Annotated in this window: 29 protein-coding genes; 12 read left to right on the top strand and 17 right to left on the bottom strand. The window is 65.9% G+C overall.

Annotated elements, in window-relative coordinates; translation table 11 throughout:
* Nucleotides 1–16 precede the first annotated feature (16 nt).
* The 6 genes from NO347_RS00865 to NO347_RS00840 form a co-directional block, all read right to left on the bottom strand.
* Nucleotides 17–739, bottom strand: coding sequence for a phosphoglycerol geranylgeranyltransferase (locus NO347_RS00865; RefSeq protein WP_121568900.1), 723 nt, complete (start codon nt 737–739; stop codon nt 17–19).
* 63 nt (nt 740–802) lie between these two features.
* The gene (locus NO347_RS00860; RefSeq protein ID WP_305148728.1) at nt 803–1,519 is read right to left on the bottom strand and encodes a winged helix-turn-helix domain-containing protein; all 717 of its coding nucleotides are present in this window, start codon (nt 1,517–1,519) and stop codon (nt 803–805) included.
* A 51-nt stretch (nt 1,520–1,570) separates the two neighbouring features.
* A complete protein-coding gene (locus NO347_RS00855) occupies nt 1,571–2,647 on the bottom strand; it encodes a glutamate--cysteine ligase (protein ID WP_256287842.1) in 1,077 nt (358 codons plus the stop codon).
* 133 nt (nt 2,648–2,780) lie between these two features.
* Entirely contained in the window at nt 2,781–3,434 is a 654-nt protein-coding gene (locus NO347_RS00850; RefSeq protein WP_256287841.1) for a fibrillarin-like rRNA/tRNA 2'-O-methyltransferase, read from the bottom strand.
* The gene (locus tag NO347_RS00845; RefSeq protein ID WP_256287840.1) at nt 3,431–4,282 is read right to left on the bottom strand and encodes an NOP5/NOP56 family protein; all 852 of its coding nucleotides are present in this window, start codon (nt 4,280–4,282) and stop codon (nt 3,431–3,433) included. The genes NO347_RS00850 and NO347_RS00845 overlap by 4 nt, the downstream gene beginning before the upstream one ends.
* Before the next feature lie 60 nt (nt 4,283–4,342).
* Nucleotides 4,343–6,325: a PAS domain-containing protein gene (locus NO347_RS00840; protein WP_256287839.1), complete on the bottom strand. Its 1,983-nt coding sequence runs from the start codon at nt 6,323–6,325 to the stop codon at nt 4,343–4,345.
* A gap of 151 nt (nt 6,326–6,476) precedes the next feature.
* Between NO347_RS00840 and NO347_RS00835 the strand changes: the two genes are divergently transcribed.
* The 7 genes from NO347_RS00835 (at nt 6,477) to NO347_RS00805 (ending at nt 11,013) form a co-directional block, all read left to right on the top strand.
* Nucleotides 6,477–6,608 (top strand): hypothetical protein, encoded by a 132-nt coding sequence (locus NO347_RS00835; protein ID WP_256287838.1) that lies wholly within the window; start codon nt 6,477–6,479, stop codon nt 6,606–6,608.
* Nucleotide 6,609: 1 nt separating this feature from the next.
* The gene (locus NO347_RS00830) at nt 6,610–7,158 is read left to right on the top strand and encodes a DUF8009 family protein (RefSeq protein ID WP_256287837.1); all 549 of its coding nucleotides are present in this window, start codon (nt 6,610–6,612) and stop codon (nt 7,156–7,158) included.
* A 226-nt stretch (nt 7,159–7,384) separates the two neighbouring features.
* Nucleotides 7,385–8,035, top strand: coding sequence for a DUF6517 family protein (locus tag NO347_RS00825; RefSeq protein ID WP_256288407.1), 651 nt, complete (start codon nt 7,385–7,387; stop codon nt 8,033–8,035).
* A 155-nt stretch (nt 8,036–8,190) separates the two neighbouring features.
* A complete protein-coding gene (locus tag NO347_RS00820; protein ID WP_256287836.1) occupies nt 8,191–8,355 on the top strand; it encodes a hypothetical protein in 165 nt (54 codons plus the stop codon).
* Entirely contained in the window at nt 8,352–9,350 is a 999-nt protein-coding gene (gene corA / locus NO347_RS00815) for a magnesium/cobalt transporter CorA (RefSeq protein ID WP_256287835.1), read from the top strand. Before NO347_RS00820 ends, corA begins: the two co-directional genes overlap by 4 nt.
* Before the next feature lie 223 nt (nt 9,351–9,573).
* A complete protein-coding gene (locus NO347_RS00810) occupies nt 9,574–10,641 on the top strand; it encodes a transcription initiation factor IIB (RefSeq protein ID WP_256287834.1) in 1,068 nt (355 codons plus the stop codon).
* A 192-nt stretch (nt 10,642–10,833) separates the two neighbouring features.
* The gene (locus tag NO347_RS00805; RefSeq protein WP_121568908.1) at nt 10,834–11,013 is read left to right on the top strand and encodes a DUF7836 family putative zinc-binding protein; all 180 of its coding nucleotides are present in this window, start codon (nt 10,834–10,836) and stop codon (nt 11,011–11,013) included.
* Between the two features lie 90 nt (nt 11,014–11,103).
* Here the strand turns inward: NO347_RS00805 and NO347_RS00800 are convergent, their stop codons facing one another.
* On the bottom strand, nt 11,104–11,511 hold the full coding sequence (locus NO347_RS00800) for a translation initiation factor IF-2 subunit beta (RefSeq protein WP_256287833.1): 408 nt from the start codon (nt 11,509–11,511) through the stop codon (nt 11,104–11,106).
* Between the two features lie 288 nt (nt 11,512–11,799).
* Between NO347_RS00800 and NO347_RS00795 the strand changes: the two genes are divergently transcribed.
* Nucleotides 11,800–12,036 (top strand): UPF0058 family protein, encoded by a 237-nt coding sequence (locus NO347_RS00795; RefSeq protein WP_121568910.1) that lies wholly within the window; start codon nt 11,800–11,802, stop codon nt 12,034–12,036.
* A 136-nt stretch (nt 12,037–12,172) separates the two neighbouring features.
* On the opposite strand, the gene NO347_RS00790 is transcribed toward NO347_RS00795, so the two are convergent.
* The 4 genes from NO347_RS00790 to malQ form a co-directional block, all read right to left on the bottom strand.
* Nucleotides 12,173–12,544 carry a group I truncated hemoglobin gene (locus NO347_RS00790; RefSeq protein ID WP_256287832.1) on the bottom strand — a complete coding sequence of 124 codons (372 nt, stop codon included), beginning with the start codon at nt 12,542–12,544 and terminating at the stop codon, nt 12,173–12,175.
* Between the two features lie 96 nt (nt 12,545–12,640).
* A complete protein-coding gene (locus NO347_RS00785) occupies nt 12,641–13,129 on the bottom strand; it encodes a DUF555 domain-containing protein (RefSeq protein WP_256287831.1) in 489 nt (162 codons plus the stop codon).
* 74 nt (nt 13,130–13,203) lie between these two features.
* Nucleotides 13,204–14,127, bottom strand: coding sequence for a DNA-3-methyladenine glycosylase family protein (locus NO347_RS00780; protein WP_256287830.1), 924 nt, complete (start codon nt 14,125–14,127; stop codon nt 13,204–13,206).
* A gap of 84 nt (nt 14,128–14,211) precedes the next feature.
* Nucleotides 14,212–15,702: a 4-alpha-glucanotransferase gene (gene malQ / locus NO347_RS00775; protein WP_256287829.1), complete on the bottom strand. Its 1,491-nt coding sequence runs from the start codon at nt 15,700–15,702 to the stop codon at nt 14,212–14,214.
* 122 nt (nt 15,703–15,824) lie between these two features.
* Here malQ and NO347_RS00770 point away from each other — a divergent pair, with 122 nt between their 5' ends.
* Nucleotides 15,825–16,694, top strand: coding sequence for an SDR family oxidoreductase (locus tag NO347_RS00770; protein WP_256287828.1), 870 nt, complete (start codon nt 15,825–15,827; stop codon nt 16,692–16,694).
* A gap of 21 nt (nt 16,695–16,715) precedes the next feature.
* On the opposite strand, the gene NO347_RS00765 is transcribed toward NO347_RS00770, so the two are convergent.
* Nucleotides 16,716–17,996, bottom strand: a complete 1,281-nt coding sequence (locus tag NO347_RS00765; protein ID WP_256287827.1) for an ArsA family ATPase — start codon at nt 17,994–17,996, stop codon at nt 16,716–16,718.
* Nucleotides 17,997–18,102: 106 nt separating this feature from the next.
* The gene (locus NO347_RS00760; protein WP_256287826.1) at nt 18,103–19,224 is read right to left on the bottom strand and encodes a pyridoxal phosphate-dependent aminotransferase; all 1,122 of its coding nucleotides are present in this window, start codon (nt 19,222–19,224) and stop codon (nt 18,103–18,105) included.
* Nucleotides 19,225–19,312: 88 nt separating this feature from the next.
* On the opposite strand from NO347_RS00760, the gene NO347_RS00755 reads away from it, so the two are divergent.
* Together NO347_RS00755 and NO347_RS00750 are read left to right on the top strand one after the other, a co-directional pair.
* Nucleotides 19,313–19,825, top strand: a complete 513-nt coding sequence (locus tag NO347_RS00755; RefSeq protein ID WP_256287825.1) for a CinA family protein — start codon at nt 19,313–19,315, stop codon at nt 19,823–19,825.
* 92 nt (nt 19,826–19,917) lie between these two features.
* Nucleotides 19,918–20,484: a metal-dependent hydrolase gene (locus NO347_RS00750; RefSeq protein WP_256287824.1), complete on the top strand. Its 567-nt coding sequence runs from the start codon at nt 19,918–19,920 to the stop codon at nt 20,482–20,484.
* Nucleotides 20,485–20,518: 34 nt separating this feature from the next.
* Here NO347_RS00750 and NO347_RS00745 read toward each other — a convergent pair whose 3' ends face one another.
* Complete coding sequence (locus tag NO347_RS00745; protein WP_256288406.1) at nt 20,519–21,307, bottom strand: PHP-associated domain-containing protein; 789 nt, start codon at nt 21,305–21,307, stop codon at nt 20,519–20,521.
* 143 nt (nt 21,308–21,450) lie between these two features.
* Between NO347_RS00745 and NO347_RS00740 the strand changes: the two genes are divergently transcribed.
* A complete protein-coding gene (locus NO347_RS00740; RefSeq protein ID WP_121568919.1) occupies nt 21,451–21,753 on the top strand; it encodes a DUF7565 family protein in 303 nt (100 codons plus the stop codon).
* Nucleotides 21,754–21,923: 170 nt separating this feature from the next.
* Here the strand turns inward: NO347_RS00740 and NO347_RS00735 are convergent, their stop codons facing one another.
* The 3 genes from NO347_RS00735 to ftsZ all read right to left on the bottom strand — a co-directional run bounded on the left by NO347_RS00735 (nt 21,924) and on the right by ftsZ (nt 23,889).
* Nucleotides 21,924–22,376, bottom strand: coding sequence for a transcription elongation factor Spt5 (locus NO347_RS00735; RefSeq protein WP_121568920.1), 453 nt, complete (start codon nt 22,374–22,376; stop codon nt 21,924–21,926).
* A 1-nt stretch (nt 22,377) separates the two neighbouring features.
* Nucleotides 22,378–22,551 carry a protein translocase SEC61 complex subunit gamma gene (locus NO347_RS00730; protein WP_103992772.1) on the bottom strand — a complete coding sequence of 58 codons (174 nt, stop codon included), beginning with the start codon at nt 22,549–22,551 and terminating at the stop codon, nt 22,378–22,380.
* A gap of 177 nt (nt 22,552–22,728) precedes the next feature.
* The gene (gene ftsZ, locus NO347_RS00725) at nt 22,729–23,889 is read right to left on the bottom strand and encodes a cell division protein FtsZ (protein ID WP_121568921.1); all 1,161 of its coding nucleotides are present in this window, start codon (nt 23,887–23,889) and stop codon (nt 22,729–22,731) included.
* Between the last annotated feature and the right edge of the window lie 140 nt (nt 23,890–24,029).

The following is a 24,029-nucleotide window of genomic DNA, read 5'->3' as shown; positions in this document are numbered from 1 at the left end:
GCCGGAGCAGAGCGCGCTACTCGACGACGGCTTCGGCGTGGGCGTCTTTGACGCCTTCGACGGTTTCCCGAACGGCGTCGACACCTTCGTCGTGGAGGAGGTCGCCGACGACGATCGTATCGGCGTTCTGCCCCATTTCGTAGGCGGTGTCGTAGTCGTGGATCCCGCCGCCGTAGAACAGCGTCGACTCTTCGAGCGCGTCGCGGGCGGCCGCGACCTTCTTCGGATCGCCGAAAGTACCCGAGTACTCGATGTAGATGATCTCCTGGCCGAACATCTTCTCGGCGACGGCCGCGAACGAGGCGACGTCCTCGGCGGTCTGGTCGGTGTCGGCCTCGGTCACTTCGGCGACGGACGCGTCGGGGTTCAACACGACGTAGGCTTCCGTCGTCGTCCGGTCCCAGTCGAGGGGACCGTCGATGCGGACCCACTCTTTGTGTGCGCCGGTCACCCAAAACGAGGACTCGGCGTTGAACACCGTCGGGACGAGGTAGCCGTCGAGGTCCTCAGATTCGATGACGACCCCGGGATTCGACGGCTCCTGGTACAGCGGCACGTCGTAGCGCGAACACGCGTCGACGACGCGCTGCATCTTGTCGGTCGTGATGTCGAGCGTTCCCCCGATCTCGATCGCGTCGGTTCCAGTCTCACAGACGTCTTCGAACGTCTCGCCGTCGACGAGATCTTTGTCCGGGTCCACTTTCAGCACGTGGTCCCACTCCGTCCAAGGCCCGGTCATTGACGATACGTCTCCCGGGGAACGTTAAAAATGGCGCGGAAGCGGTGGCCGTCGACCGGCGTGCTAGGCCTGTTCACTGTCGTCTTCGCCGCCTTCATCCTCGTCGCCGTCGCCCTCGTCACTAGCGTCGTGAGCGTCGTCGTGCTTCGCGTCGTCGCCATCCTCGCCGACAGTGATCGTGACCGGCCCGACACTCGTCTCGCCCTCGTCGTCCGCGTCGTCACCGAGTCGGCGGTCGAGGTTGAACACCGTGTTCAGTTCCGACTGCACCTGCTCGGCGACGCCGCGGACCAGTTCGCTCGGCGCGATCGCGGTGTACTCGTAGGGGTTGTTGCCCGCGCCGGCGCTCTCGCGCTTGCGACGGGTGACGGTCTCCTCGTCGTGCAGTTCGGCGAGCGCCTCGCGGACGGTGCTCGGGTAGAGCCCGGTCCCGTCGGCGACCTCCTCGCTCGTCGAGTGGGGGTTCTTCCGGAGATAGACGTAGATCCGCGCGCGGGTTTCCGTGTCGAGGAGCCACGCGAGGAGGTCGACGATGCCCTCGTCGAACTCCGAGACGGCGCGGTCGGCCTCCGCTTCGAGGCGTGCACGCGTACTCTCGCCGTCCGCATCGACGTCCGCCTCCGCCTCGTCGGCCGCCGCCGCGTCGCTGGATCCGTGGTAGGTGTCCTCGCCGACTTCGATGTCGATACCGTCGTCTTCGCTCCCGTCTGCCGCGTCTGCGTCAGTCAGTCGGTCGGTTCCGTCGCTCTCGGTCTCGTCTGTCGGCTCGTCAGGGGACATCGTGTTCTAGTCGAAAGGTCAAAACTCGCGAGACAAAAGCCTTTCTCGGGATCAGTCGAGACAGAGCGCTTCACAGAGTGCGTCGAGTCCTTCCTCCTCGTGAATCCGACGCTGCCACGCCGCGCCGCTCTCCATCTCGAAGCGCGTCCGGAGGCTGTCAATGCCGAGACGGTCGGACTCGGTAGCGACGAACTCGCCGAGCGTGATCGTGTCTTCGACGTCGCGCGTGATGAACGACGCGTCGTAGCCGTAGCGGATCGCGTGCCACTTGTTGGCGTCGAGGATCTCTCGACGGATGTCTGTCCCCGACTCGCCGTCCTCGTAGCGGGCGGCGAGGTCTTCGACGAGCGCGTGCACGTACTCGACGAACGCCACGGTCGCCGCCGGGGCAGTCTGGGCGTCGGGCGTGCGGACTTCGACGGTCCCGTGGCCCGTGTGTGGCCGCACGTCGTACCAGAGTTCCCCGCGGTCCTCGATCGACCCGAGTTCGACCATTTTGCGCTCGAACTGCTGGTAGGTCTCGAAGTCCTCGAAGTACGTCGGCATTCCCGTGTTCGGGAGCGCCTCGAAGATCTTCGCACGAGCGGATGCTAATCCGGTGTCGAAGCCGTTCCAGAACGGGGAGTTGACAGAAAGTGCGAGCACCGGCGGGAGGTACCAGCGGAGCTCGTTGGCGATCCACGTCGCCTTGTCGGCGTCGTCGACGCCGACGTGGACGTGGAGACCGGCGGTCGTGTTGCGGTGCTGGGGATACTGGATGCGGTCCAGCTGAGACTTGTACCGTGGCTTCGTGGCGTGATCGAGTTCGCGCCACTTCGCCGCCGGGTGGAGTCCGGCGGCCGCGATCCGATAGCCGTGTTCGGCGGCGTGATCGACGAGAGCCTCGCGAACCGCACGGACCATCTCGTCGACCGCGTCGACGTCCTCGATGAGCGGCGTCTGCGTCTCGATCGTGAACTGGAACAGTTCGTGGTCGATTCGGTCCTCGAGGATTCCTCCGGGGGGATGATCGTAGACGAGATCCGAGATGCCCGACGCCGGGTAGCCCCGCTCGTCGACTATGTAGAACTCCTCTTCGACGCCGAGCGTGCCCATCCGGTCGAAGGCGTCCGCCGACCCTAGCTCCATCGGCACGTGGTTTGCGGCGGCCGATTAAATATGTCGCGGGCTGCGGCGAACGATTCGCCCATCCGCGCCGGGGGCGACCGTCGGCCCGAAGCCGATGGCGTCACTCCCGGAACCGACGCGGTCGTCGACGCGCTCACTCGGACCCCTCCGGTCGCGGCTCGGCGACGACCGCGAGGTGATCGTCGTGGAAGCGATCCAGCCGCTGGGTTTCGAGGATCTCGTAGCCCGCTCGAAGTTCGGCGAGCACGTCGTCGAAGACCTCTGCGGGGTCGCTGAGGACGTCCTCGCTCCGCGCCTTGAACGCGGCGAGCAGCCGGCCGTCCGGCGCGAGGAACTCCCGGTTCCGCAGCGCCACCGTCGCCTGCCCGCGGGTCGCGACGTCCTGGATCAGACAGTCCAGATCGGATTCGACGACGTGCGCGTACGTCTCCGGCTCGCGGGCGTCTTTCAGCAGCGGGAAGAGGTTCGGCCGCGACTCGGCGACGCCGACGAGGTCACGCGTCGGGCGCGGGGCGAACTCGACGGCGTACGTCGGGCCGGCGAAGTCCGCGACGTGCGAGACGGTCGTGCCCGAGGCCGCGCCGAGATAGAGCACGCCGTCGTCGCCGGCGATGCCGAGGTCCATCCCGATTTCGAGCATCGCACCGAGTTTCGACCGCCCGGCGTCCCACGCGCGCCAGCCCTCGTCGTCCTGCGGTTCGCCGTAGACCGGGTCGCCACGGGTGGCGAGTCGCTCGCGGCCGTCGAATCGCCGGCGCTCGACGCCGGCAGGGAGCGCGGAGCTCATTGGCACACCTCCCGCTCGCGGATCGTCGCCATCCGGTCTGTGAGGTCGTCGTGGACGGACTGCTTGAACTCGCCCGAGTAGTAGTCGATCCGGGCTGCAATCGCGAGCTTGCCGGCGAACGCCCGCGCGGCCGACCCGCGCTGGTCGGGGTGAGTCCCACGGACGTACTCGTGCGTGAAGATGACGCCGTGTTTCGGCGAGGAGCCGCGGCCGCGCAAGTGCGCGAAGAGCGCGTCCTCCGCGCCGAGCACCTGCACCGTCCCGGCGGGCTTTTTCGCCAGCGACTCCAGTCCGCCGGCGAGCGAGAGCAGTCGCGCTGCGAGGACGGGACCGGCCATCTCGGCGAGGTTGGGGGCGACGTCGGGGGCGTGTGACTCCACGAACGAGCGGAGCTCGGCGCGCTCGTCGTCGAGGTCGACGACCCGCTCGGCGAGCGAGACGACGCGCTCCTCGGCGGGCGTCTCGGGGGTCCACGCTGCGACCTCGCGGGCACCGTCGACGCCGCCGGGGACGTCGCGGTCGAACGTGCCTGCCCACTCGGCGAGACGCTCGGCGAGTTCGTTCGCGGTTCGCTCGGCGTCGTCCATCGCGCGGACCGCGTGCGTGAGCTGTTTGTCGTCCGAGCGCTCGCGCTCCTGGACGGCCTCGCGGGTCGCCGCGAGCGTCGCCTCGTGGAGCGCGTCGTAGTAGTCGGCTTCGTCGGCAGCGAAGCCCGCCCGGACCGCTTCGGCCGGCCAGTCCCGAGGGTGCTCGGCCGTTCGGTCGTAGATCGCCGCCGCGCCGGCGTCGAGGTCCCCCGGATCGACGTCGACGAACCATCCCGCACTTTCGGGACGCTGATCGCTCATACCCGTCCTTGCGTACGGACTCGTATATGTATTCTCGAAGGCGTCGGCGGTCGGCGCCACTCAGGCGATCGGGAGTTCGACGGCGAACACCGCGCCCTCGGCGTCGGTCGCAGCAGCGGGCGCTGTACGCGTGTCGGCGGGCCGCCCCGCCGTCTCGTCTTCTATCCAGACGTCCCCGCCGTAGGCCTCGACGAGCGTGCGAACGAGATAGAGTCCGACGCCCGTGCCCTCGCTGTCGAGACCCTTCTCGCCTTTCCCGAAGATCGACGGTCGGAGGTCCTCGGGGACCCCGGGGCCGTTGTCGGCGACGCGCACGGTAACCGCCCCCGCGTCGTCGTCGACGGCCGCCGAGACCGTCACTTCGGGAACGTCCTTGTCGTTGTGCTGGACGGCGTTCTTCAGCAGGTTTCGAAACACCGACGAGAGCATATCGTCGGCCAGGACCTCGACCGCCGGCAACGACCCCGCCACTGCGACTGTGGCGCCATCGAAGGTCTCACAGACCTCGGTGATCTGCGTCTGGAGGATGTCGTCCAAGCAGACACGGGTCGGGTCGCGGTCCGGATGGACCATCACTTCCGCGAGGTCGGCCGCCGTGTGGGTCAGTTCGACTGCCGACTCGGCGTTGTTCAGAATTTTGGTCAGGTGCTCGTTCCCGTCGGCGTCGACGTAGGGGCCGAGCAGGTCGCCGTAACCGAGCACGACCTGGAGGTTGTTCCTGATGTCGTGTCGGACGACCTTGTTCAACAGGTCGAGGCCGTCGCGCTGCTCTTCGAGTTGCTGTTCGTACGCCTTGCGTTCAGTAATGTCGCGGCTTACACCGACGAGTCCGATGATCTCGCCTGACTCGTCGCGGTAGGGGAACTTGTTGTCGATGAAGACGTGTTCAGTCCCATCGACGTAGCGGACGCGCTCCCACGTCTCCCCGGATCCGGTCTCGAAGACGTGGCGGTCGTCGGCTCTGACCGCGTCGGCGCTCTCGGTGTCGAACAGTTCGTCGTCGGTCTTGCCGACGACCGTCTCGGGCGTCTCATCGAAGATGTCAGCACCGACCTCGTTGATGAAGACGTACTCGCTCTCGCGGTTCTTGATGTAGATGGCTTCGGACGTGTTGTGTACGATCGCGTCGAGGCGACGCTTCGCTTCCGTGAGTTCCCGTTCGCGCTGTTTGCGCTCTGTGATCTCCCGTGAGAAGATCGAGAGGCCGTCCTCGTCGGGATGGACGTCGACTTCGACCCAGTAGTCGAACGGCGCTTCGACGTACATCTCGAACGACTGCGGCTCGTTCGTCTCCATCGCAGCCCGGTAGTTCGACTCGGCTTCCGTCCCGACGATCTCGGGGAACGCCGTCCAGAGCCGTTCGCCGAGGGCGTCCGCGGCCGACACGTCAGTTCGATCGGCCATCTGGTCGTTCCAGTACGTGATCTCCCACTCCGAGTCGACGGCGTAGTACGCGTCCGAGATGCGCTCTGTGAGCTGCTCGTACTGGCGCTTCTGGGCCTCCAGATCTTCGCGGGCCAAGACGCCGCCGATCGCGGTCCCGATCGTCGCGCCGAGTTCTGCCAGGAGCGTCTGTTCGGACGCCTCGAAGGCCTCGGGCCGTCCGGAGTACACGTTCAAGACGCCGTACGCCAGATCACCTTCGACGAGCGGAATGGCGGAGCTCGATTCGAACCCGTGGGCAAGCGCTTGCTCGCGCCAGGGTTCGTAGTCCGGATCGTCCCGAATGCGCTGCATAATCTGCGTCGTGCCGGTGCGGAGCGCCACCGCGGTCGGGCCGTTCGCCTCCGCAGAGTCGTCGAGCGCGATCGAGATCTCGTCGAGGTACTCTTGTCCCGTCCCTGCAATCGCGCTCGGAACGACGGCGTTGGTGTCGGTATCGTGCACCCCGATCCAGGCGAAGACGTACGGCTCAGAGTCCGCAAAGGCTCGACAGACTGCGGCTTCGAGTTCGTCTCGTGTCTTCACTTCCACGAGTGCCTCGTGAACACGGCGGATGACCCCGTCGATGCGTAACCGCGTGTCGGCCCCCGAACTGCTCATTGTACAGAACAGTTATCTGTGAGAATGAATAGATTGTGATTCGCCCGTGCTGCCTTGTACGATAGTTCCACTATTGAACAATTTAAGGTGTCGTCTCCCGTGAACATACCACGGTAAGAGTTAACACGCCAGGATCCTTTCAGGCGGAGTGATGAGTGGTCGACAATCCTTCGTCTGTCAGGACTGCGGTTTTCGCGTCTCTCCCGGCTCGTTCCGCGCTCGATGTCCCGAGTGCAACGGTGACCTCGGCGCACCCGACACCGCGCGGTGGGGCGCGGGGTGAGATGACGGAACACGATGGGACGGGAGAGGACCCCTCTCGTCCACCTTCGTCTGTGGATTCGGCGTCGTCCGCGACGGGCCCGCATCGGATCAGATCGCTCGCCGTGACGACAGCGGACGTCGTCGACGGACTCGAAGCGGCGTCCCGGAGCCAGCGGGCGGTCGTGCTGCGCGTGACGCCGCCCTTCTCGGGTCGGATGCGAGCGCGGATCCACGACGCTGGCATCGTCGGTCCGGACGAGGAGGCGGCGTCCAGTTCGGAGACGGACGCAGTGCCAGTCGACAGTGAGAGCGGCTCCGACGACGCGCCGTCACCGATACACCTCGCCCCCGAGCGGTTCGTTGCAGACCCGCCGTCGTATCCGACCGTCGACGACACCGAAGACGAACTCCGCGCCTCGGAGACGCCCTACACGCGAGAACGGCATCGCGAACGCCATCAGGAGGCTGTCGACGAGTGGCGCGAACAGGTCCGGGAACGACTGGTCGAGGAAGTCACGTTGGAGACCGCGACTGGCCCACACACCGTTTCCGTCTCGTATCTCGGGTAGCGAGATATAGGGGTTGTCGTAAGTCTCCATAGATTTCTCGCCGGACGGTACGGCGAGAATCTCCGAACAGTTACGATAACCCCTATAGTAGCGTGTGCAACTGATTGCGCACCCGATCGTACACTGTCGGACGATCGGGCGGGTGACGACGTGCAAATGCTGCTATCGTCGACGTCGGGGTCGACCCGCGGATTTAAACCCGATCGGGTGAGTACCTCCGATCGTGATATCGAACCGTCGCGTGGTAGCCGCTGTCGCCGTCGCGCTCCTGCTCTCGACGAGCGGCTGTATCGGCTTTCTCACTGGAAGCGAAGCGCTCACGTTCACCGCGGAACCGGCTGCCGTCGCTGATTCGGCAGTCGAAGAAGCGGGCTACGAGTCGAATGGGACGCGGGAAATCACCGTGAACCGGACGTTCGAGGTCGCCGGCCAGGAACGCCGCGTCGTCGCCACGAACCAGGTCACGAGCTACGATAAGAGTCTGGACCTCGGACCGCTGGGCGAGACGCGCCTCGGTGTCTTCACCGTGGTCTCGACGCCCGCCGTCGAGATCGCCGGCCAGACCCTCAACCCGATCGGGCAGTTCTCGAACGCGCGGCTGGTCGAGTTCGTCCAGCAGCGCTACTCCGGCCTGAGCGACATTCGACAGGTGAGCGAACGGAACATCACCGTCCAGGGGACCGAGACGACGGTGACGAAGTTCGCGGGAACAGCGACCGTAGAGGGCCGAGAGATCGACGTCTTCGTTCACGTGACGAAGTACCGCGACGGTGAGGACTTCGTCCTCGCGATCGGCGTCTACCCCCAGCAGCTCGACGGTGAGGAGGAGAACGTCCTGTCGATGATGCGCGCGCTCGAACACCCGGTCTCGGACTGATAGTGTCAGACAGAACTATGTGAAAAGTATCGGCACCCCGTCGGTGCCAATATGATTCACGAACTTCTGTCTGATAGTATGACGACGCCGAAGCGCGCACCGTACCTGTTTTTGCACCGAACAACGCTTTTGTCCTCGCTCCGAGAGTGTCAGCTATGCGACGAACGCGGCTGATCGGGATCTCGCTCACCGCGCTCGCTCTCCTCGGGTACGCGGTCGGTGTCGCCGCGCCGTATCCGGGACGGTCGGCGACGCTCGTCGGCGTGATGGTCGGCGTGACGCTCTACGCCATCAGTTACGACGGGAGTGGGGCGACGTGATCTCGGCGATCGTCTACGACGTCGGACGCGTCGAACACCACGCGATCGAGACTGAATCGGATCTCCGAGCGGCACGCGAAGCCCCTGGGACGACGTGGGTCCGGGTGAGTGCCCCGACACGAGAGGAAGAGCGGATGGTCGCCGAGGCGTTCTCGTTACATCCGCTAGAGATGGAGGACGTTCGCGGCGACGTCAGGCCGAAGAGAGAGGAGTTCGAGGGGCACACGTTCGTCCTGGTGAAGACGGTCGCGCTCGAACGAGGCGAGACGACGTTCGACGAGGAGATCCGGACGCAGCCGATCGGCCTGTTCCTGGGCAACGATTGGCTCGTGACGGTGACCGCCGAGGACGGCTACGTCGCCGTCGTCTCCGACGTCTGGCAGTCCGTCGAGAATCAAGAGGGTCGGACGCTGAAACAGGGGCCGGACTTCGCAGCCTACCGGGTGATCGACCACACCGTCGAGGACTACTTCGAGCTACTCAACACCGTCGGCGACACCATCGAGGAGATCGAGGAAGCGATCCTCTCGACACCGGACGAGGAACTCATCGAGGGCCTCAACGCCGTCCGTCGGGACCTCCTCTCGTTCCGAAAAGTCGTCTGGCCGATGCGGGAGGCGGTCGGGACGCTGGCGCGTGGCGACGCCGAACGTGTCAGTGAGCCGATGGAGAAGTACTACCGTGACGTCTACGACCACTTGGTCGAGATCGTCGATCTCACCGAGACGTACCGGGATCTCACGCGTGGGACGCGCGATATCTACCTCAACGTCGTCTCCCAATCGACGAACGACGTGATGAAGCGGTTGACTGTCGTCGCGACGATCTTCATCCCGCTGACGTTCGTCGTTGGCGTCTACGGGATGAACTTCGGCGACCACGCGACGAACCTCCCGGAGCTGACGTGGCCGTACGCCTATCCCGCTGTCGTCGTCGGGATGGGACTGGTCACGGCGATATTGCTCCTCCACTTCCGGCGAGAGGGCTGGCTCTAAGCGACGACCTCCACAACCTTCGGAACGTATATATAGTCTTGGCAGTCCACCAGCGTCAGATCGTTCGAGGGCCAATACTCGCGTATTGAGGCTCAAAGATCGTGAATAATCCGCTTTCGGTCGCCAAAATGTTTAAATACTTCTGGTACTTACAGATAGTAAGGTCAGTTCGGGCCGGACTCTATCTTATTCCTCCCGGTCGCGAACGAACCCCCTCCCCATCATGAGTGACACACGCACCAGAGAGCACGTAGCGGGCCGTAGCACACGGCAAGCAGACGAACGCGAGGACGATACACAAGTGACAACCCACAACACTGAAACGCGAACCGACGGAGAACGCACCGAGAGCGACGAAGAGCACGCCCACGAAGAGGAGACCGAAGCAGAAGAGCACGTCTGCCCTGAGTGTGGCGGCACGCTCATCACCGACGAAGCCCGCGGCGAGACGGTCTGTGCGGACTGTGGTCTCGTCGTCGACGAGGGCTCGATCGACCGCGGTCCGGAGTGGCGGGCCTTCGATAGCGCCGAGCGCGACCGCAAATCTCGCGTCGGCGCGCCAACGACGAATCTGATGCACGACAAGGGGCTGTCGACCAACATCGGCTGGCAGAACAAAGACGCCTACGGCAACTCGCTGTCGTCGCGACAGCGCGAGCAGATGCAACGCCTCCGCACGTGGAACGAGCGCTTCCGCACGCGCGACTCGAAAGAGCGCAACCTCAAACAGGCGCTCGGCGAGATCGACCGGATGGCCTCGGCACTCGGCCTCCCGGAGAACGTCCGGGAGACCGCGTCGGTCATCTACCGCCGCGCGCTGAGCGAGGACCTACTTCCCGGCCGTTCGATCGAGGGCGTCGCAACCGCCGCGCTGTACGCCGCGGCCCGACAGGCCAGGACGCCCCGCTCGCTCGACGAGATCGAGCGCGTCTCGCGCGTCGACAAGATGGAGTTGACTCGGACGTACCGCTACGTCGTCCGCGAGCTCAAACTGGAAGTCGAGCCCGCAGACCCCGAACAGTACGTCCCCCGGTTCGCCTCGGAACTCGGCCTCTCGGACGAGGCCGAACGACAGGCGCGACAGCTGCTCCGAAACGCGAAGCAGGCCGCGATCCACTCGGGGAAGTCGCCGGTCGGCCTCGCGGCCGCGGCCGTCTACGCGGCCGCCCTGCTCACCAACGAGAAGGTGACCCAGAGCCAGGTCAGCGAGGTCGCCGACGTCTCCGAGGTCACGATCCGTAACCGGTACAAAGAACTCCTCGAGGTCGACGACCCGGGGATGCTCGCGTAGGCGACGACGCAGCGCCGAGAAAGGACGTAGCGAATCGGGAGGAGACGGGACAGACCGAATCGTCCACGCGGACGAACGGCCCGAGACGGTTCCCGTCGAGCGGCCCGAGACAGCCCCCTGTCGGGCAGCTATTCGTCTGCCGACGGTGCCGGCGCAACAACCTTTATTGACGTACCGGGAGTCGATTGGGCTATGGTCGAAGCGTTTGTCCGACTGCTGTGCCCTGAATGCGGGAAAGGCTGGGAGGCGAAGCCGACGTCGCTACCCAATCACCGTGAAAACTACACGTGCTCTTCTTGCGGTGCGACCCGTCGGCTCGCGGAGTTTATGCGGACCGAACGCGACCTCGACACCGTAAAACAGTTCGAGTGAACCAGCAGGCTGTGCCGACGGCCCGCGGCAGACGCGACTGGCATCGTGCTACGGACTTCGGGGCGACCCAGGTCCGTCCTCGCGACCGTATCAGAGGTCAGGAACCGTCGAGAGCGCGCCGCAGGCGTCGCATTTCAGCATCGTCGTGCCGCGCTCTTCGACGAGTCGCGTGTCCGGCGATCCGCATTCGCTGCACGTGACGAAGTCGTCGACGTACGTTTCGAGCGCCTCCGCGACCCGCCGTTGTTTGAAGTCGCCCGTGAAGCGCGCGCGGCCGCGGTCGTCGATCTGCGCGCTCGTCCCGAGCTCCGACTGCAGAAACCGGACCAGATGATCCGGCTCGCGCGCGAGCCGGTCGTGCGTCGACTCGAAGTTCTCCCAGACCGTGGCGTTGCCCTCCTGGCGGACCTCCGGATCCGGGACCTCGAACCGGTCTCCACCTTCGGCGATGTCGGGCGACTGGTCGAGTGCGCGGTCGAGTTGATCGTCGTAGTCCATACCCTCGTTATGGGGCCGCGTCGTGTAAAGCGTTCATATACTGTCGGTCCTGTCGTGGTTCGTGTATCTCTAGAAACACTTTTTACGGCCCTGATGTATAGAACAGTATAACGACTAATGACACTCGACCAATAATAACCGGATGGTCGGTGGGCTGTCCCGGAATCCTTCATCATTGTCGACCTGAAATCGGTCGATTCGGGGCGTTTCATCGGGATATTCGGCAGGCCCGTGTTAACGAGACTCAGGATAGTAATATATTCTTCGAGTCTCAACAGACTTTTGCTCATGAAGAAGCAGGAGCTCATCCACCTTCACGGCCTGCTTGCGGAAGTACACACACAGGTCGAAGCGTGGGAAGACGAGGAAGTTTCGCTCGAAGCATACAATGAACTCGGCGTCCGACCGACCTCGATTCACAAGTCGAAAACCGATCACAAAGCCGCTGTTTTTAAACTAGTCAAAGGAATCACCTCCTCGATGGACGAAGTCGAGCAGGACCGCGTCGCAGCCGCCGCCGACTGACCCCCGACGACTCGCCGCATCCTCCGCACACCACGTCTCAGAGCGATAGCCACAGCGACACACGGGGCCGTCGTCCGCCGGCGCACCCACGCGCGTCGCATCCGATCTACCTACGATCGCGTCTGTAGTCGCCTGCTCACCGGTCCGCGCGCGCCAGTAACTCTTCCTCGTACGCCGCGACGGCCTGCACGACTTTCGCGGCGTCGTCTTCCGGAACGTCGAACGCGTCAAGACTATCCGAGAGGTGCTCGATAGCGCGCTCGATATGCTCCTCAGTGAACGGGACGTGAAGGTGCGCCTCGCGGATCGGAGCAGCGTCGTACGTTTCGGGCCCACCTGCGGCCTCACACAGAAAGTCGGTCTGTGTCTGTCGGAGACGTTCGACGTCAGCGTCCTCGAAGAACGGGCCTATGTCCTCGTCCGCGACGAGTCGGTCGTAGAAGTCGTCGACGACGGTGCGAATCCCCTCGCGTTGGCCGAGTCGATCGTACAGCGTCTCGTTCGCCATGTCTCGCGGTGAGTACTGCAGCCCCACGATACTGTCGGCTGTCACGGATACATCTCTGGAGAGAAGAACCGCGCGGCCACCCGTCCGCAACGCCGATCAGCCGTCTTCGACGAGGTCGTCGAACTCGGGGATGAGGTCGTCGTCTCCCGAATCGTCGGTCGATCGGTCTTCGGTCTCGGAGTCCGCGCCGTTTCTGCCGTGCTCGTTGGATTCGTCCTCGCCTGTCGCGTCCTCGTCGGTCTCGTCACCCTCCTCGACGGGCTCGACCGAGAGAACCTTCAGCGGGACGTTTTCGAGCCGCTGGCCGATCTCCTTCCGGGCGATCCGGGAGGCGTGTTCCTCCTGTTCGACGTTGAAGACCGTCATCTCCAGTTCCAGCGCGACGAGCGCCTCGTCGGCCGCGATGAACGCTGGCGGGAGTTCCTCGCCGTCGGGCGAGGTGCGCGAACCCATCGAGATCTCGACGTAGCTCAGATCCGGATTCAGCATCTCGCCCGTCTTCGAGATGGCGATCCGGATCGCCTCGTCGGGCGTCGTCACGTCGTACACCGGTATCGCGGCCTCGACGACGACTCTGCAGTCCATACAGGATAGTACGGTCGCCCGTGGCATCAAAGGTTCGCCGATCGATACCAATATCCGATCAAACCGATCGCCGGTCAGTCGTCGCCGCGAGCGCGGAGGTAATAAAAGAGGTACGTCTGGGCGTAACCGGCGTACTCGCCGCCGAGACGTTCGCGGAGGGCGCGCGACGTCTCGGTGTAGTTGCCGCGGTCGCACTCGGGGAAGTGCTCGGCGATGGCGCCCTGTATCCAAGTGTCGAGTGGGACCGCCTCCAGATAGCCGAGCGAGAACAGCAACACGCAGTCTGCGACCTTGTCGCCGACGCCGACGAACTGCGTCAGATACTCGCGGGCGTCCTCGTAGTCGCGACCGACCGCCTCTCTCGGGTGAGCCTCTCCGCCGGCGACCATCTCTGCGGTCCGCTGTACGTAGGGCGCGCGGTAGCCGAGTTTCAGGTCGCGGAGGTCGTCCTCGCTCTGTGCGGCCAACTGCTCGGGCGTCGGGAACGCCTCGAAGGCCTCGCCGTCGACGTCGTGGTGCGTCCCGAACTCGCGGGCGAGCGCCATCTGCATCCCGTGGATCCGCGAGACGCGCATCTGCGCCGAACAGATGAACGAGACGAGACAGGGAAACGGCGGGTCGCGGACGAGTCGCATCCCGCGGTAGGCGTCGTAGGCGCGCTCAATGAGGTCGTCGTCGGGCGTCGCCGCGTAGATCGCGTCGAGGTCGTCGTCGAGGCGCAGGAGGTGCGTCAAAAGCGGCACGGGGTCGGTCGTCGCCTCCCACTCCAAGTCGCCGTCACGCTGGCGGACGCGGACGACGACGTCCTCGTCGGTGACGCCGTCGACCGGCGGCACGACCGTCTCGTACCACGCGTCGCCGCCGTAGACGTCCATCGACTCGTACATCCGTCCGTCGGCGCTGTCCCACAGGTACGACTGGCCGCTTTCGAGCGTCGCCTGGAGATCGAACGGCCCGGGGATCGAGGAGAGCGGGATCGCGCCGGATTCGAACGTCATCGAGACAGTGGACGGCCCAGGCGCGTATCGGGGTTTCGATGCGTCGAGGAGCGGGTGGGAACTGGGCGGCGGGGAGCGTAGTGCTCAGTTCCGGATGTGCTCGTCGGTGACGCGCGCGAGCCGCGCCGCGGTGTCGTCTTCGAACGCCTCGTCGGTGCAGCGCCACGTCCAGTTGCCCAGCGCGGTTCCCGGGCGGTTGAATCGCGCGTGCTTGTCGAGGCCGAGGACGTCCTGCATCGTCGTGAAGACGAGCACGGCGTCCGAGCGCCAGACTGCCTCGATCATCGACCAGTGGATCTCCGAGCCGTCCGCGCCGATGTTGTACTCGAGGCAGTCGCGCTGGCGCGGCGGGAGCGCGTCGTAGTACCCGACGAGGGTGTTCGTGTCGTGCGTCGAGGTGTAGCCGACGCTGTTTTCGGGGTAGTGCATCGGCTGGTACATATCGCCCTCGCGGCACCAGTCGGCGTAGTGAGGCACGCGCATCGACGGGAAGTCGAAGCGCTCGCGGAGGTCGACGAGCCCCTGATCGAGGAACCCGAGATCCTCGACGACGAACGGTAGTTCGCCGAGTTCCGCTTCGACGGTCTCGAAGAAGTCCTCGCCCGGCGCGTCGCGCCACTCGCCCGCCGCCGGCGACTCGGCGTCGGCGGGGATCGCCCAGTACTCGTCGAACCCTTTGAAGTGGTCGATACGCGTGACGTCGACGAGTTCGAGGAGGCGTTCGAGTCGCGCGAGCCACCAGTCGTATCCGGTCTCCGAGAGCGCGTCCCAGTCGTAGACGGGATTCCCCCAGCGCTGGCCCTCGTCGCCGGGGTTCGGCGGGACGCCGGCGACGGCCGCCGGCTCGTGGTCGTCGGTCAGATCGAAGGCCTCCGGGTTCGCCCAGACGTCGGCGCTGTCGAGCGCGACGTAGATGGGGAGATCGCCGACGAGGTCGATGCCGCGCTCGCTGGCGTACTCTCGCATCGAACGCCACTGCCGATCGAAGACGAACTGGACGAACTCGCGGTAGGCCACCTCGTCAGCCAACTCCTCGCGGTGGGTCACCAGCGCGTCCGGTTCGCGCGTCCGGACCGGTTCGGGCCACGACGTCCACGCGCCGTCGTACCGCGTTCGCAACGCCATAAACAGCGTGTAGTCGTCGAGCCAGGTCGACTCGCGCTCGCGGAACGCCGCGAACGCCTCGCGGTCGGCGTCGTCCGCGTCGGCGTGGAACCGCTCGGCCGCGAGCCGCAACGTCTCGGTTTTGTACTCGCGGACGCGGTCGTACTCGACGTCGTGCGCCGGGAACGAGGGGACCGGTTCGAGGTCCGCCTCGTCCAGATACCCGGCGTCGACGAGTCGGTCGAGGCTGACGAGCAGCGGATTCCCCGCGAACGCGGAGTACGCCTGGTACGGCGAGTCGCCGTGGACCGACGCCGTCGGGCCGACCGGGCAGAACTGCCAATACGACTGCGCTGCGTCCGCGAGCCAATCGAGGAACGTGCGGGCGCCGCGGCCCAGGTCGCCGATGCCGTGTGGGCCGGGCAGGGAGGTGACGTGGAGGAAGACCCCGGACCGTCGATCGAATCGCATACTCGGACCACCCCGGGCAGAAAGTTAAGCGTGTGGCAACGGGCCGACGCCGGCGCGCACCGGGGCGGGCGGCCTGCCGTGAACCGCACACAATTAACACCGCGCGGGTCGTTGCTCGGATCGTGCATCCGAAGACGGTCCTCATCACCGGCTGTTCGTCCGGCATCGGCCGCGCCACGGCGCTCGCCTTCCTCGAGGAGGACTGGTGCGTCTACGCCACGGCCCGCAACCCAGCAGACATCGAGACGCTCGGTGAGAAGGGCTGCAACATCGCCACCCTGGACGTCACTGACCAAGACGACGTCGACCGCGTAGTCGACCGCATCATCGAAGAGGAGGGCCACATCTCCTGTCTCGTCAACAACGCCGGCTTCGGGCAGATGGGGCCGGTCGAAGACGTCCCCACCGAGCAGGTCCACCGGCAGTTCGACGTGAACGTCTACTGGCCGCATCGACTGCTCCGCGCGGTCCTCCCGCATATGCGCGAACAGGAGGACGGCACCGTCGTGAACGTCTCCAGCGCGGCGGGGCGGGTCTCGTTCCCCGGCGGCGGCATCTACGCGGGGTCGAAGTTCGCGCTCGAAGCGATGAGCGACGCGCTCCGCAACGAGGTCGACGAGTACGGCATCGACGTCGTCGTCGTCGAACCCGGCCCGGTCGAGACGCAGTTCACAGACCGCGCAGAGCGTGAGGTCCACGGCGACGACGGGGACAGAGGCGACGGCGACGACGCCGACGACATCCCGGGCATCGAACGCTCGGGCGCGTACGAGTCGTTCTACGAACTCTTCTCGGACACGCAACTGATCGGCGGCGGCGGACTCGGCGCAATCTCGGCCGAGCGCGTCGCAGAGGACATCCTCGACGCCGCCTCCTCGACGAAGCCACGACCCCGGTATCAGCCCGGGACGGCCGCGCGGATCTCGGTGCTGGCGCGACACCTCCCTGCGCGGTGGCTCGACACCGCCTACCGGTACCTCAGAAAGCTCTAGCGTGCGGTTCTGCGCGTTTCGCTACTCCAGACACGCCGCGACGACGCGGAGCGCCCGCTCGCCGCGCACTTCTTCGGCCAGAAGCGGCACGCGCTTTACGTCCCGACTCCTGAACAGTTCGGTCGCGCGACCGATGGCGTCCTGCTGGACCTGCCAGCGACGCTGACAGAACTCACAGTGCTCTAAGTCCGGCGAGACCACCCAGCGGTCGTCGACGTCGGCGCTCGTCACCTCAGCGAGGTCCTCCATCACGCGGTTGACGACGAGCGTCTGGACGGGGATGCCGTAGCCGTCGAGGCGCTCGACGAGGCGCTCGGACTCGACGACGCTCATCTCCTCGGGAATCATCACCACGCGGAAGTCCGTCTTCGCGGGATCGCGCAGGACGGTCCGGAGGCGTTCGATCCGCTCGCGGAGTTCGTCGAGGTCGGGCGCGGCGGCGTTCTCCTCGTTGCCCATCCCGAACATTCCTTTGACGCCCTCCATCATCCCCGAGAACTGCTGGCGGAACTTCGCGATGCGGCCGACCATCGAGTCCATCAGTTCCGGGAGTTCGAGCAGTCGGAGCGTGTGCCCCGTGGGTGCGGTGTCGACGACGACCCGGTCGAATCGGGGGTCGTCGAGGTACTCCATCAGTTGCTGCATCGCCGCCGCCTCGTCGGCGCCGGGCATCGACCCCGGCCCCATCGCGCCGCCGATGAGGTCCTCCATCCCGCCGAGGTCGCCGAAGGGCGACGCCCCTGCGCCCGCCGCGTCGCCGCCGGCGAAGGGGTTGTCCTCGACGTCCGCGTTCTGATCGAATCCGCTGCTGGCGTCGGCGTCAGATCCGAACCCGGCTCCTGCGCCCGCATCGCCCGCAGCGCCCGATCCGGCCGCCCCCGGTCCGGCCTCGTCGCCGAACGGGCCGGCGACGACCGAGTCCGGATCGATCTCGGCGGCGTACAGCGGGATGTCCTCGCGAATCCGCGTCGGCTCGGCCGGCACGTCGACGTCGAGCGTGTCCGACAGCGAGTGCGCCGGGTCCGTAGAGACGACGAGCGTAGCCGTGCCCGCGGCCGCGGAGGCGAGCGCCGTCGAGGCCGCCATCGTCGTCTTGCCGACTCCCCCTTTCCCGCCGTAGAGGACGTAGTCGGGAGCGTCGACCTGGTCGGGCAGCCCCGTCGCGTCCTCGGCGTCTTCGATCGGGTCGACGTGATCGACCGCCTCGACGTCGACGGTGTGGTCGTGGCTCTCCTCCGGCGAGTCGCTCTCGGTACGCGCGTCGTCGCCCTCGTCGGCGGCGTCGACGTCGATACTCGACATACGAGGGGGGACGAGATGCGGACTTGTGTACTTCTCGGTCGGCGGATGCGAGAGTCGCCCGAGCCAACGCGGTCCGCTCAGCGTACGCTTGCACCGCCCGCAGCCTTCAGCGGTCGTCGAAGTACGCGGCGAGTCGGTCCGCCGCCTCCGCCGCCCGGTCGGTACAGAGCGCAAAGCGGATCCAGTCGTCGTAGGCCTCGCCGAACGCTTCGCCGGGCATCCCCGCGACCCCGGCCTCGTCGATCAGCCGCTCGACGTTCGCCATCGTCCCCGGGAAGTCCTCGAAGCGCGCCAGGACGTAGAACGCGCCCTCCGGGGTGGTGTAGTCCGCGCCGGCCGCGTCGAGCGCGTCGGTGAACGCGTCGATCCGCTCGCGGAGCGTGTCGCGGACGGACTCGTAGTACGACGGAGGCGTCTCCTGTAAGGCGTTGGCGACGGCCGCCTGCGCGGGGCGGCTCCCGGTGACGTTGACGAGCATATGCCGCGCTCTCGCGTCGCCGACGAGGTGGTCGGGGAAGACGCCGTAGCCGACGCGAAAGCCCGTGATCCCCATCGACTTCGAGAACGACGAAGTGACGACGACGTGCTCGCGGTCGAGCGTGAGCGCGCTCTCGAAGCGTCCGGTGAAGTCGAAGTGGTCGTACACCTCGTCGACGAGGAGGAGGGCGTCGTGCTCGGCAGCGACGTCCGCGATTTCGTCGACGGCGTCGCGGCTGTAGACGGTGCCGGTGGGGTTGTTCGGCGTGTTGAGCACGATCATCGCCGTGTCGGACGAGGCCGCCTCGCGCATCCCCGCGACGTCGACGTGGCCGTCGTCGTGGACGGGCACGCGCGTCACGTCGCCGCCGAGCATCGTCGCCTTCCCCGGGTAGTACGGGTAGACGGGGTCGGTCAGGAGGAACTCCGAGCCCGACCCACGCTCTATCGCCTCCGCCATCGCGAGGTAGTTGGCCTCGGCCGCGCCGTTGGTGACGACCAGCCGCGATTCGTCGACGTTCCGCCGTTCAGCGATCACCTCGCGAAGCGCACCGAGCCCCTCGCTCGCCGGGTACTGGAAGTCTCGCGGGTCGCTGTCGGCGTAGGATTCGAGTCCATCTCGGAGCGCCTCCGGTGGTCCCCAGTCGGGGTTGCCCGAGACCATCGTCACGACGTCGCGGTCGGCGGCGACGGCGTACTGGATGACGCGGTAGAAGAGCGGTTCGTCGTACGCGTCGTCCGTCTCTGTCATCTCGTCTGCGGCGACGGATGCGAGAAGGGTGTGTTTTTCGACCGCGCCGTGCGGGCGTTCTTTACTGTTCGCCGCCCACCACACGGGTATGCGAGAGTTCGCATCCGATCCCCCGATCGAAGTCCGCGTCGGCGACGCCCTCCGCGAGACGGGCGAGACGGTCGCCGTCGCCGAGTCGTGCACGGGCGGCCTGATCGGGTCGCTCCTGACCGACATCCCCGGCTCTTCGGACTACTTCGACCGTTCGCTGGTGACGTACTCCTACGACGCGAAACTGACTGCGCTCGGCGTCTCACGGGAGTCGCTGGACGAACACGGGGCGGTCTCGGAGCCGGTGGCCCACGAGATGGCGGCCGGCGTCCGCGACACCGCCGGGACCGACTGGGGAATCTCGACCACCGGGATCGCCGGGCCGGACGGCGGCACGGCAGAGAAGCCGGTCGGGACCGTCTTCATCGGCGTCGCCTATCGGGGCGAGTGGGGAACAGGGGAGTCCTACACGCGCGTCGAGCGCTACGAGTTCGACGGCAGTCGAACCGAAATCAAAGAGCAGATCGCACGGCAGGCGCTCGAAACACTCCTCGTCGCCGTGGAGGCGTAGTCGGGACGGTCTGACGGGGTGAGAAAGTGGCCGACGGCGCGGCGCTCGATGAGACACAACGTTTGTAGGGGCGGCACGCAGACTCACAGCCGATGAACAAAGACGGGCACGTGCTGAACGGGGCGATCCTCGCGATCGGACTCGGGGTGATTCTCTCGGTGGATCCGACGTCGGGACCGCTCGTCGGGGGGGAGAGCGGGGCCGTCACGGTCGACGCCGCCGTGACGCTCGCCAGCGACACCGCCTGGTCGGTCGCGGAACTGTCGCTGCCGGTCGTCCTCGGCGCGCTCTTTCCCGACGTCGACACCGCGTTCGGCCGCCACCGAAAGACGCTGCACAATCTGCCGATCCTGGCCATCTTCCTCGCGTTTCCCTACGTCTTCGGGAACCTCAAGTTCGTCTGGATCGGGGTCGCGACGCACTACCTCCTCGATATGGTCGGCTCGAAGCGCGGGATCGCGCTCTTTTACCCGCTTTCGGCAACCGAGTACGACCTCCCGACCGGCGTGGCGACGTCGAGCAGCTGGGCGATCCGTGTGACGGTCTTCGTGACAGTGCTCGAACTGGTGTTGCTCGCGCTCGTCCACAACTACGTCTTCGCGCTCGACACGTCGCTGGCGGAGGCGACGAGCACGTTCGGGGTCCTCATCGGACTGTGAACGAACAGCACTGAACCGGTCTCCGAGACGGAGGTCAGTACTCTCTGACGTCGTCGAATCGATTTTCGTAGGCGACGTGTCCCGGATGGGTTGGCTCCATTCCCGAGAGAAACAGTCGGTCGATCTTCCCCCAGGAGTTCTCATAGCCCAGATGCGCGAACTCGGTCAGTCCGCGAACGGAGTGAGCGAGGCCGCTGCGCCGGAGAACGCGACGGGGCGCTTGCTCTCGGAGCGCGTCGACGAGGTCGGTCGCGGAGTCGATCGCGCGCTCGAACGTCGTCCACACCTCGCCGACGCTGCCGCGGAGGTGGGCGTACGAGGAGCCGAACCCCGGGAGACCGACGTCGTTCGCGAGGGTTCGAGCGTGGCGGTTCTGCCGCGAGGGTACCTTGAAGTTGTGCGTCTCGACGGCGTGGATTCGCTCGGCGAAGGCTGCGATCGTCTCGCGGTCGAGACTCACGTTGAGGAAGTTCGGGTGGGGGACGAGCACGGCCGCGTCCTGTCTGTCGAACTCCGCGAGCGCGCCGGCGAGCGAGATGAAGTCCGGGACCGGCTCGGAGAGCCCGATCGCGAGGACGTGGTTCCGATTCCGCCAGGAACCGGTGAACACCTCGCGGGCGGGGACGACGAGCAGGTCGTCGTCCGAGAAGCGTTCCGCGCGCTCGCGGATCGTCGGCAGGCGGACGAAATGCGGCGCGTACACCAAGACGTCGAGGCCGCGTGCCTTCGCACGAGCGACGACGCGCTCGTTCAGGATCTTCACGTGAGGGTCGACTCGGGTAGTCGTCGCCGCGCCGCCGTCGGTGCGTACGGCTGCCGCCACGTTCGAATCGGCGTCACTCGTTTGGTCCGGTCCGGACGCGGCCGTGTCGGTCACGTCCGTCGGTCTGCACGGCGCCGGGTTAGTGATTTCTATTTCTCATCCGCTGCGGAACGGTTTTGTCGGACCTGTGCGTGCGTTCCGATATGTCCCTGTGGAAGTGCGGCATCGGCGACTGTGGGGAGCGCTTCGAGGACGTCGAGTCCGCGATCATCCACCAGACGGTGGAACACGCCCGCCACGAGTGTACGGTCTGTGGCAGCATCGTCCCGGACGGCTACTTCGCGATCCGACACGCCTTCGAGGAACACTCCCGAGCGGAGTACGTGCGCGCCTACGACGCAGATTCGACGGCCGTGCGCGTCCGCGAAGACATCAAGGCAGATATCGAAGACGAAGCTAACCTCCGGGACGTCGTCGAAGAACTCAAACGGCGCGACGCGCTGTGAGCGTCGCCGGAGCGCTCCCATCCGTATTCGCCAGGCCCCGTCCGCAGACGCCGGGATCGTCGTCGCCGTCGCCCTCCTGAGACTGCGACCCAGTGCCCGTTTTCGCGTCTCGACTGCGCACAGGCCGCTCTCACGACGACGTGGACACTACCGACCGGCGGGAAAACGGCTCAGCGCTCGTCGCTGTCGAGGACGCGGATCTGGTCGCCGCGGACGGTGACCGGAATCGGAACCGTCGCCTCGTAGAGTTCGACTGTGACCTGGTCTTTCGTCTCGTCGATCCGCTGGACGCGAGCCTTCTCGCCCTTGAACGGACCGGCGATCAGTTCGACGATGTCGCCCTCGGCGATGCCTTCGACGTCCGGCGTCGGCGAGAGGAAGTGCTCGACTTCCGCGATCGAGGAGCGGCCGGCTTCCCCGCCGCTCTTGACGAGGCCGCGAGCGTGCGGAATCTCCTCGAGAACGCGCGTGATCACGGCATCGTTGTCCGATTCCACCATCACGTAGCTCGTGAGCGAGTCCGGAGCTAACACGGCGTGGATCTCCGGTTCCTCGCGGTTGGCGATCATATCGGCGACCGTCCGCTCCTGGCTGGCGGTCGTCTTCACCGAGTAGATCGGCACGTCAGACACCCCCCGGGAGGAAGCTCATCACCGCGTAGATGAGAAAGCCCAGGAAGCCGACGAGAACGATGCCGGCGCCGGCGATGAGACCAATCTGTGAGAATTCCTCCCACGAGGGGGTGCTCGCCAGCTTCAGCACCCGCACGTAGCTGGTCAGGTCGTACTTGACGTCCATCGTTGTGCCGTAGCTTGTATGCCGGGCTTTTTCTATCTATTGATGCCCGCTTCGCGCTGCGGCAGCACTGGAGGGAAGTGATGAAGCAAAAAAAAAAACCGGACGTCCCAGAGCAGCAGTACGGAACCAACAGTCGGGGGTCCCGAGAGACGGAACCACACGACGGGGATAGGGTCGCTATTCGACGTAGTCGATCTCGGCGCCGCCGGCCTGTCCCTGTGGCGGGGCCTGCGGTTGGGGTTGGGCCTCGTCGTCGTCGCTGCGGCCGTAGATCTGCGGCGATTCGACGCCCGTGACGACGATCATCGTCCGCATCGTGCCGTCGATCTCCTCGTCGACGGAGGTCCCCCAGATGATCCGTGCGTCGGGGTCGATCCGGTCGTAGATCTCTTCGACGACGCCCTCGGCCTCCTCGATGCTCATATCCGACCCGCCGGTGACGTTTACGAGCGCGGAGTTCGCCCCCGAGATGTCGACGTCCAAGAGCGGCGAGCGGAGCGCGCTCTTGACGGAGTCTTGGGCCTTCGATTCGGAGTCGGACTCGCCGAGGCCGATCATCGCGACGCCGCCGCGCTCCATCACGGTCTTCACGTCGGCGAAGTCGAGGTTGACCAGCCCGGGCTTTGTGATGAGTTCGGTGATCCCCTTCACCGAGCGCATCAGCACCTCGTCGGAGACTTTGAACGCCTGGCGAACCGGAAGCTTGCCGACCGCGTCGAGCAGGCGGTCGTTCGGCACGACGATGACGGTGTCGGCGACGTCGCGGAGGCGTTCGAGCCCCGCTTCGGCGTTGGTCCGGCGGACCTCGCCCTCGGCGGTGAACGGCGTCGTGACGATGGCGATGGTGAGTGCGCCGGACTCGCGAGCAGCCTTCGCGACGACCGGGGCCGAGCCGGTGCCGGTCCCGCCGCCGAGCCCGGCCGTGACGAACACCATATCCGAGCCGTCGATCGAGTCGTAGATCTCCTCTTGGGACTCTAAGGCGGCTTCCTCGCCGACCTGCGGGAGCGAGCCCGCGCCGCGGCCCTGCGTCTTCTGTTCGCCCATCAGGATCTTCGTGTCGGCTTCGATCTCTACGAGGTGCTGGACGTCGGTGTTGGCGGCGACCAGCGTCGCGCCCTCGATGCCCTCTTCGTGCATTCGGTTGACGGTGTTGCCGCCGGCGCCGCCGCAGCCGACGACCGTGATGTCAGTCTGGAGGTCGACGAGGACTTCCTGCAGTTCCTCGTCGGTCATCGTTCCGGTGCGGGGCATCTCCCCGCCCGTGGGTGCGTCGACGGCGTTCCCATCCCCCGTCTCCTCGGCCTCGTCTATCGCATCGTCGACGATGGAGTCCATAGTATGGCCATTCGTACCGAATACAGCCTAATTATCTTTCCCCCTTTCGTCGGACACGCGTCTGACGCTCAGGTGGCTTGACGCGGGGGTTCGGCGGAGTTCCCGGGGGCGAGGGGGATGATCCACTGGGAGTCGCCAGT

Origin of the sequence: Halobellus inordinatus, assembly GCF_024464655.1 — an archaeon.
GTDB classification, from domain to species: domain Archaea; phylum Halobacteriota; class Halobacteria; order Halobacteriales; family Haloferacaceae; genus Haloquadratum; species Haloquadratum inordinatus.
The sequence above is the reverse complement of the archived record's forward strand: the minus strand, read 5'-3'. Positions and strand labels throughout refer to the sequence as shown.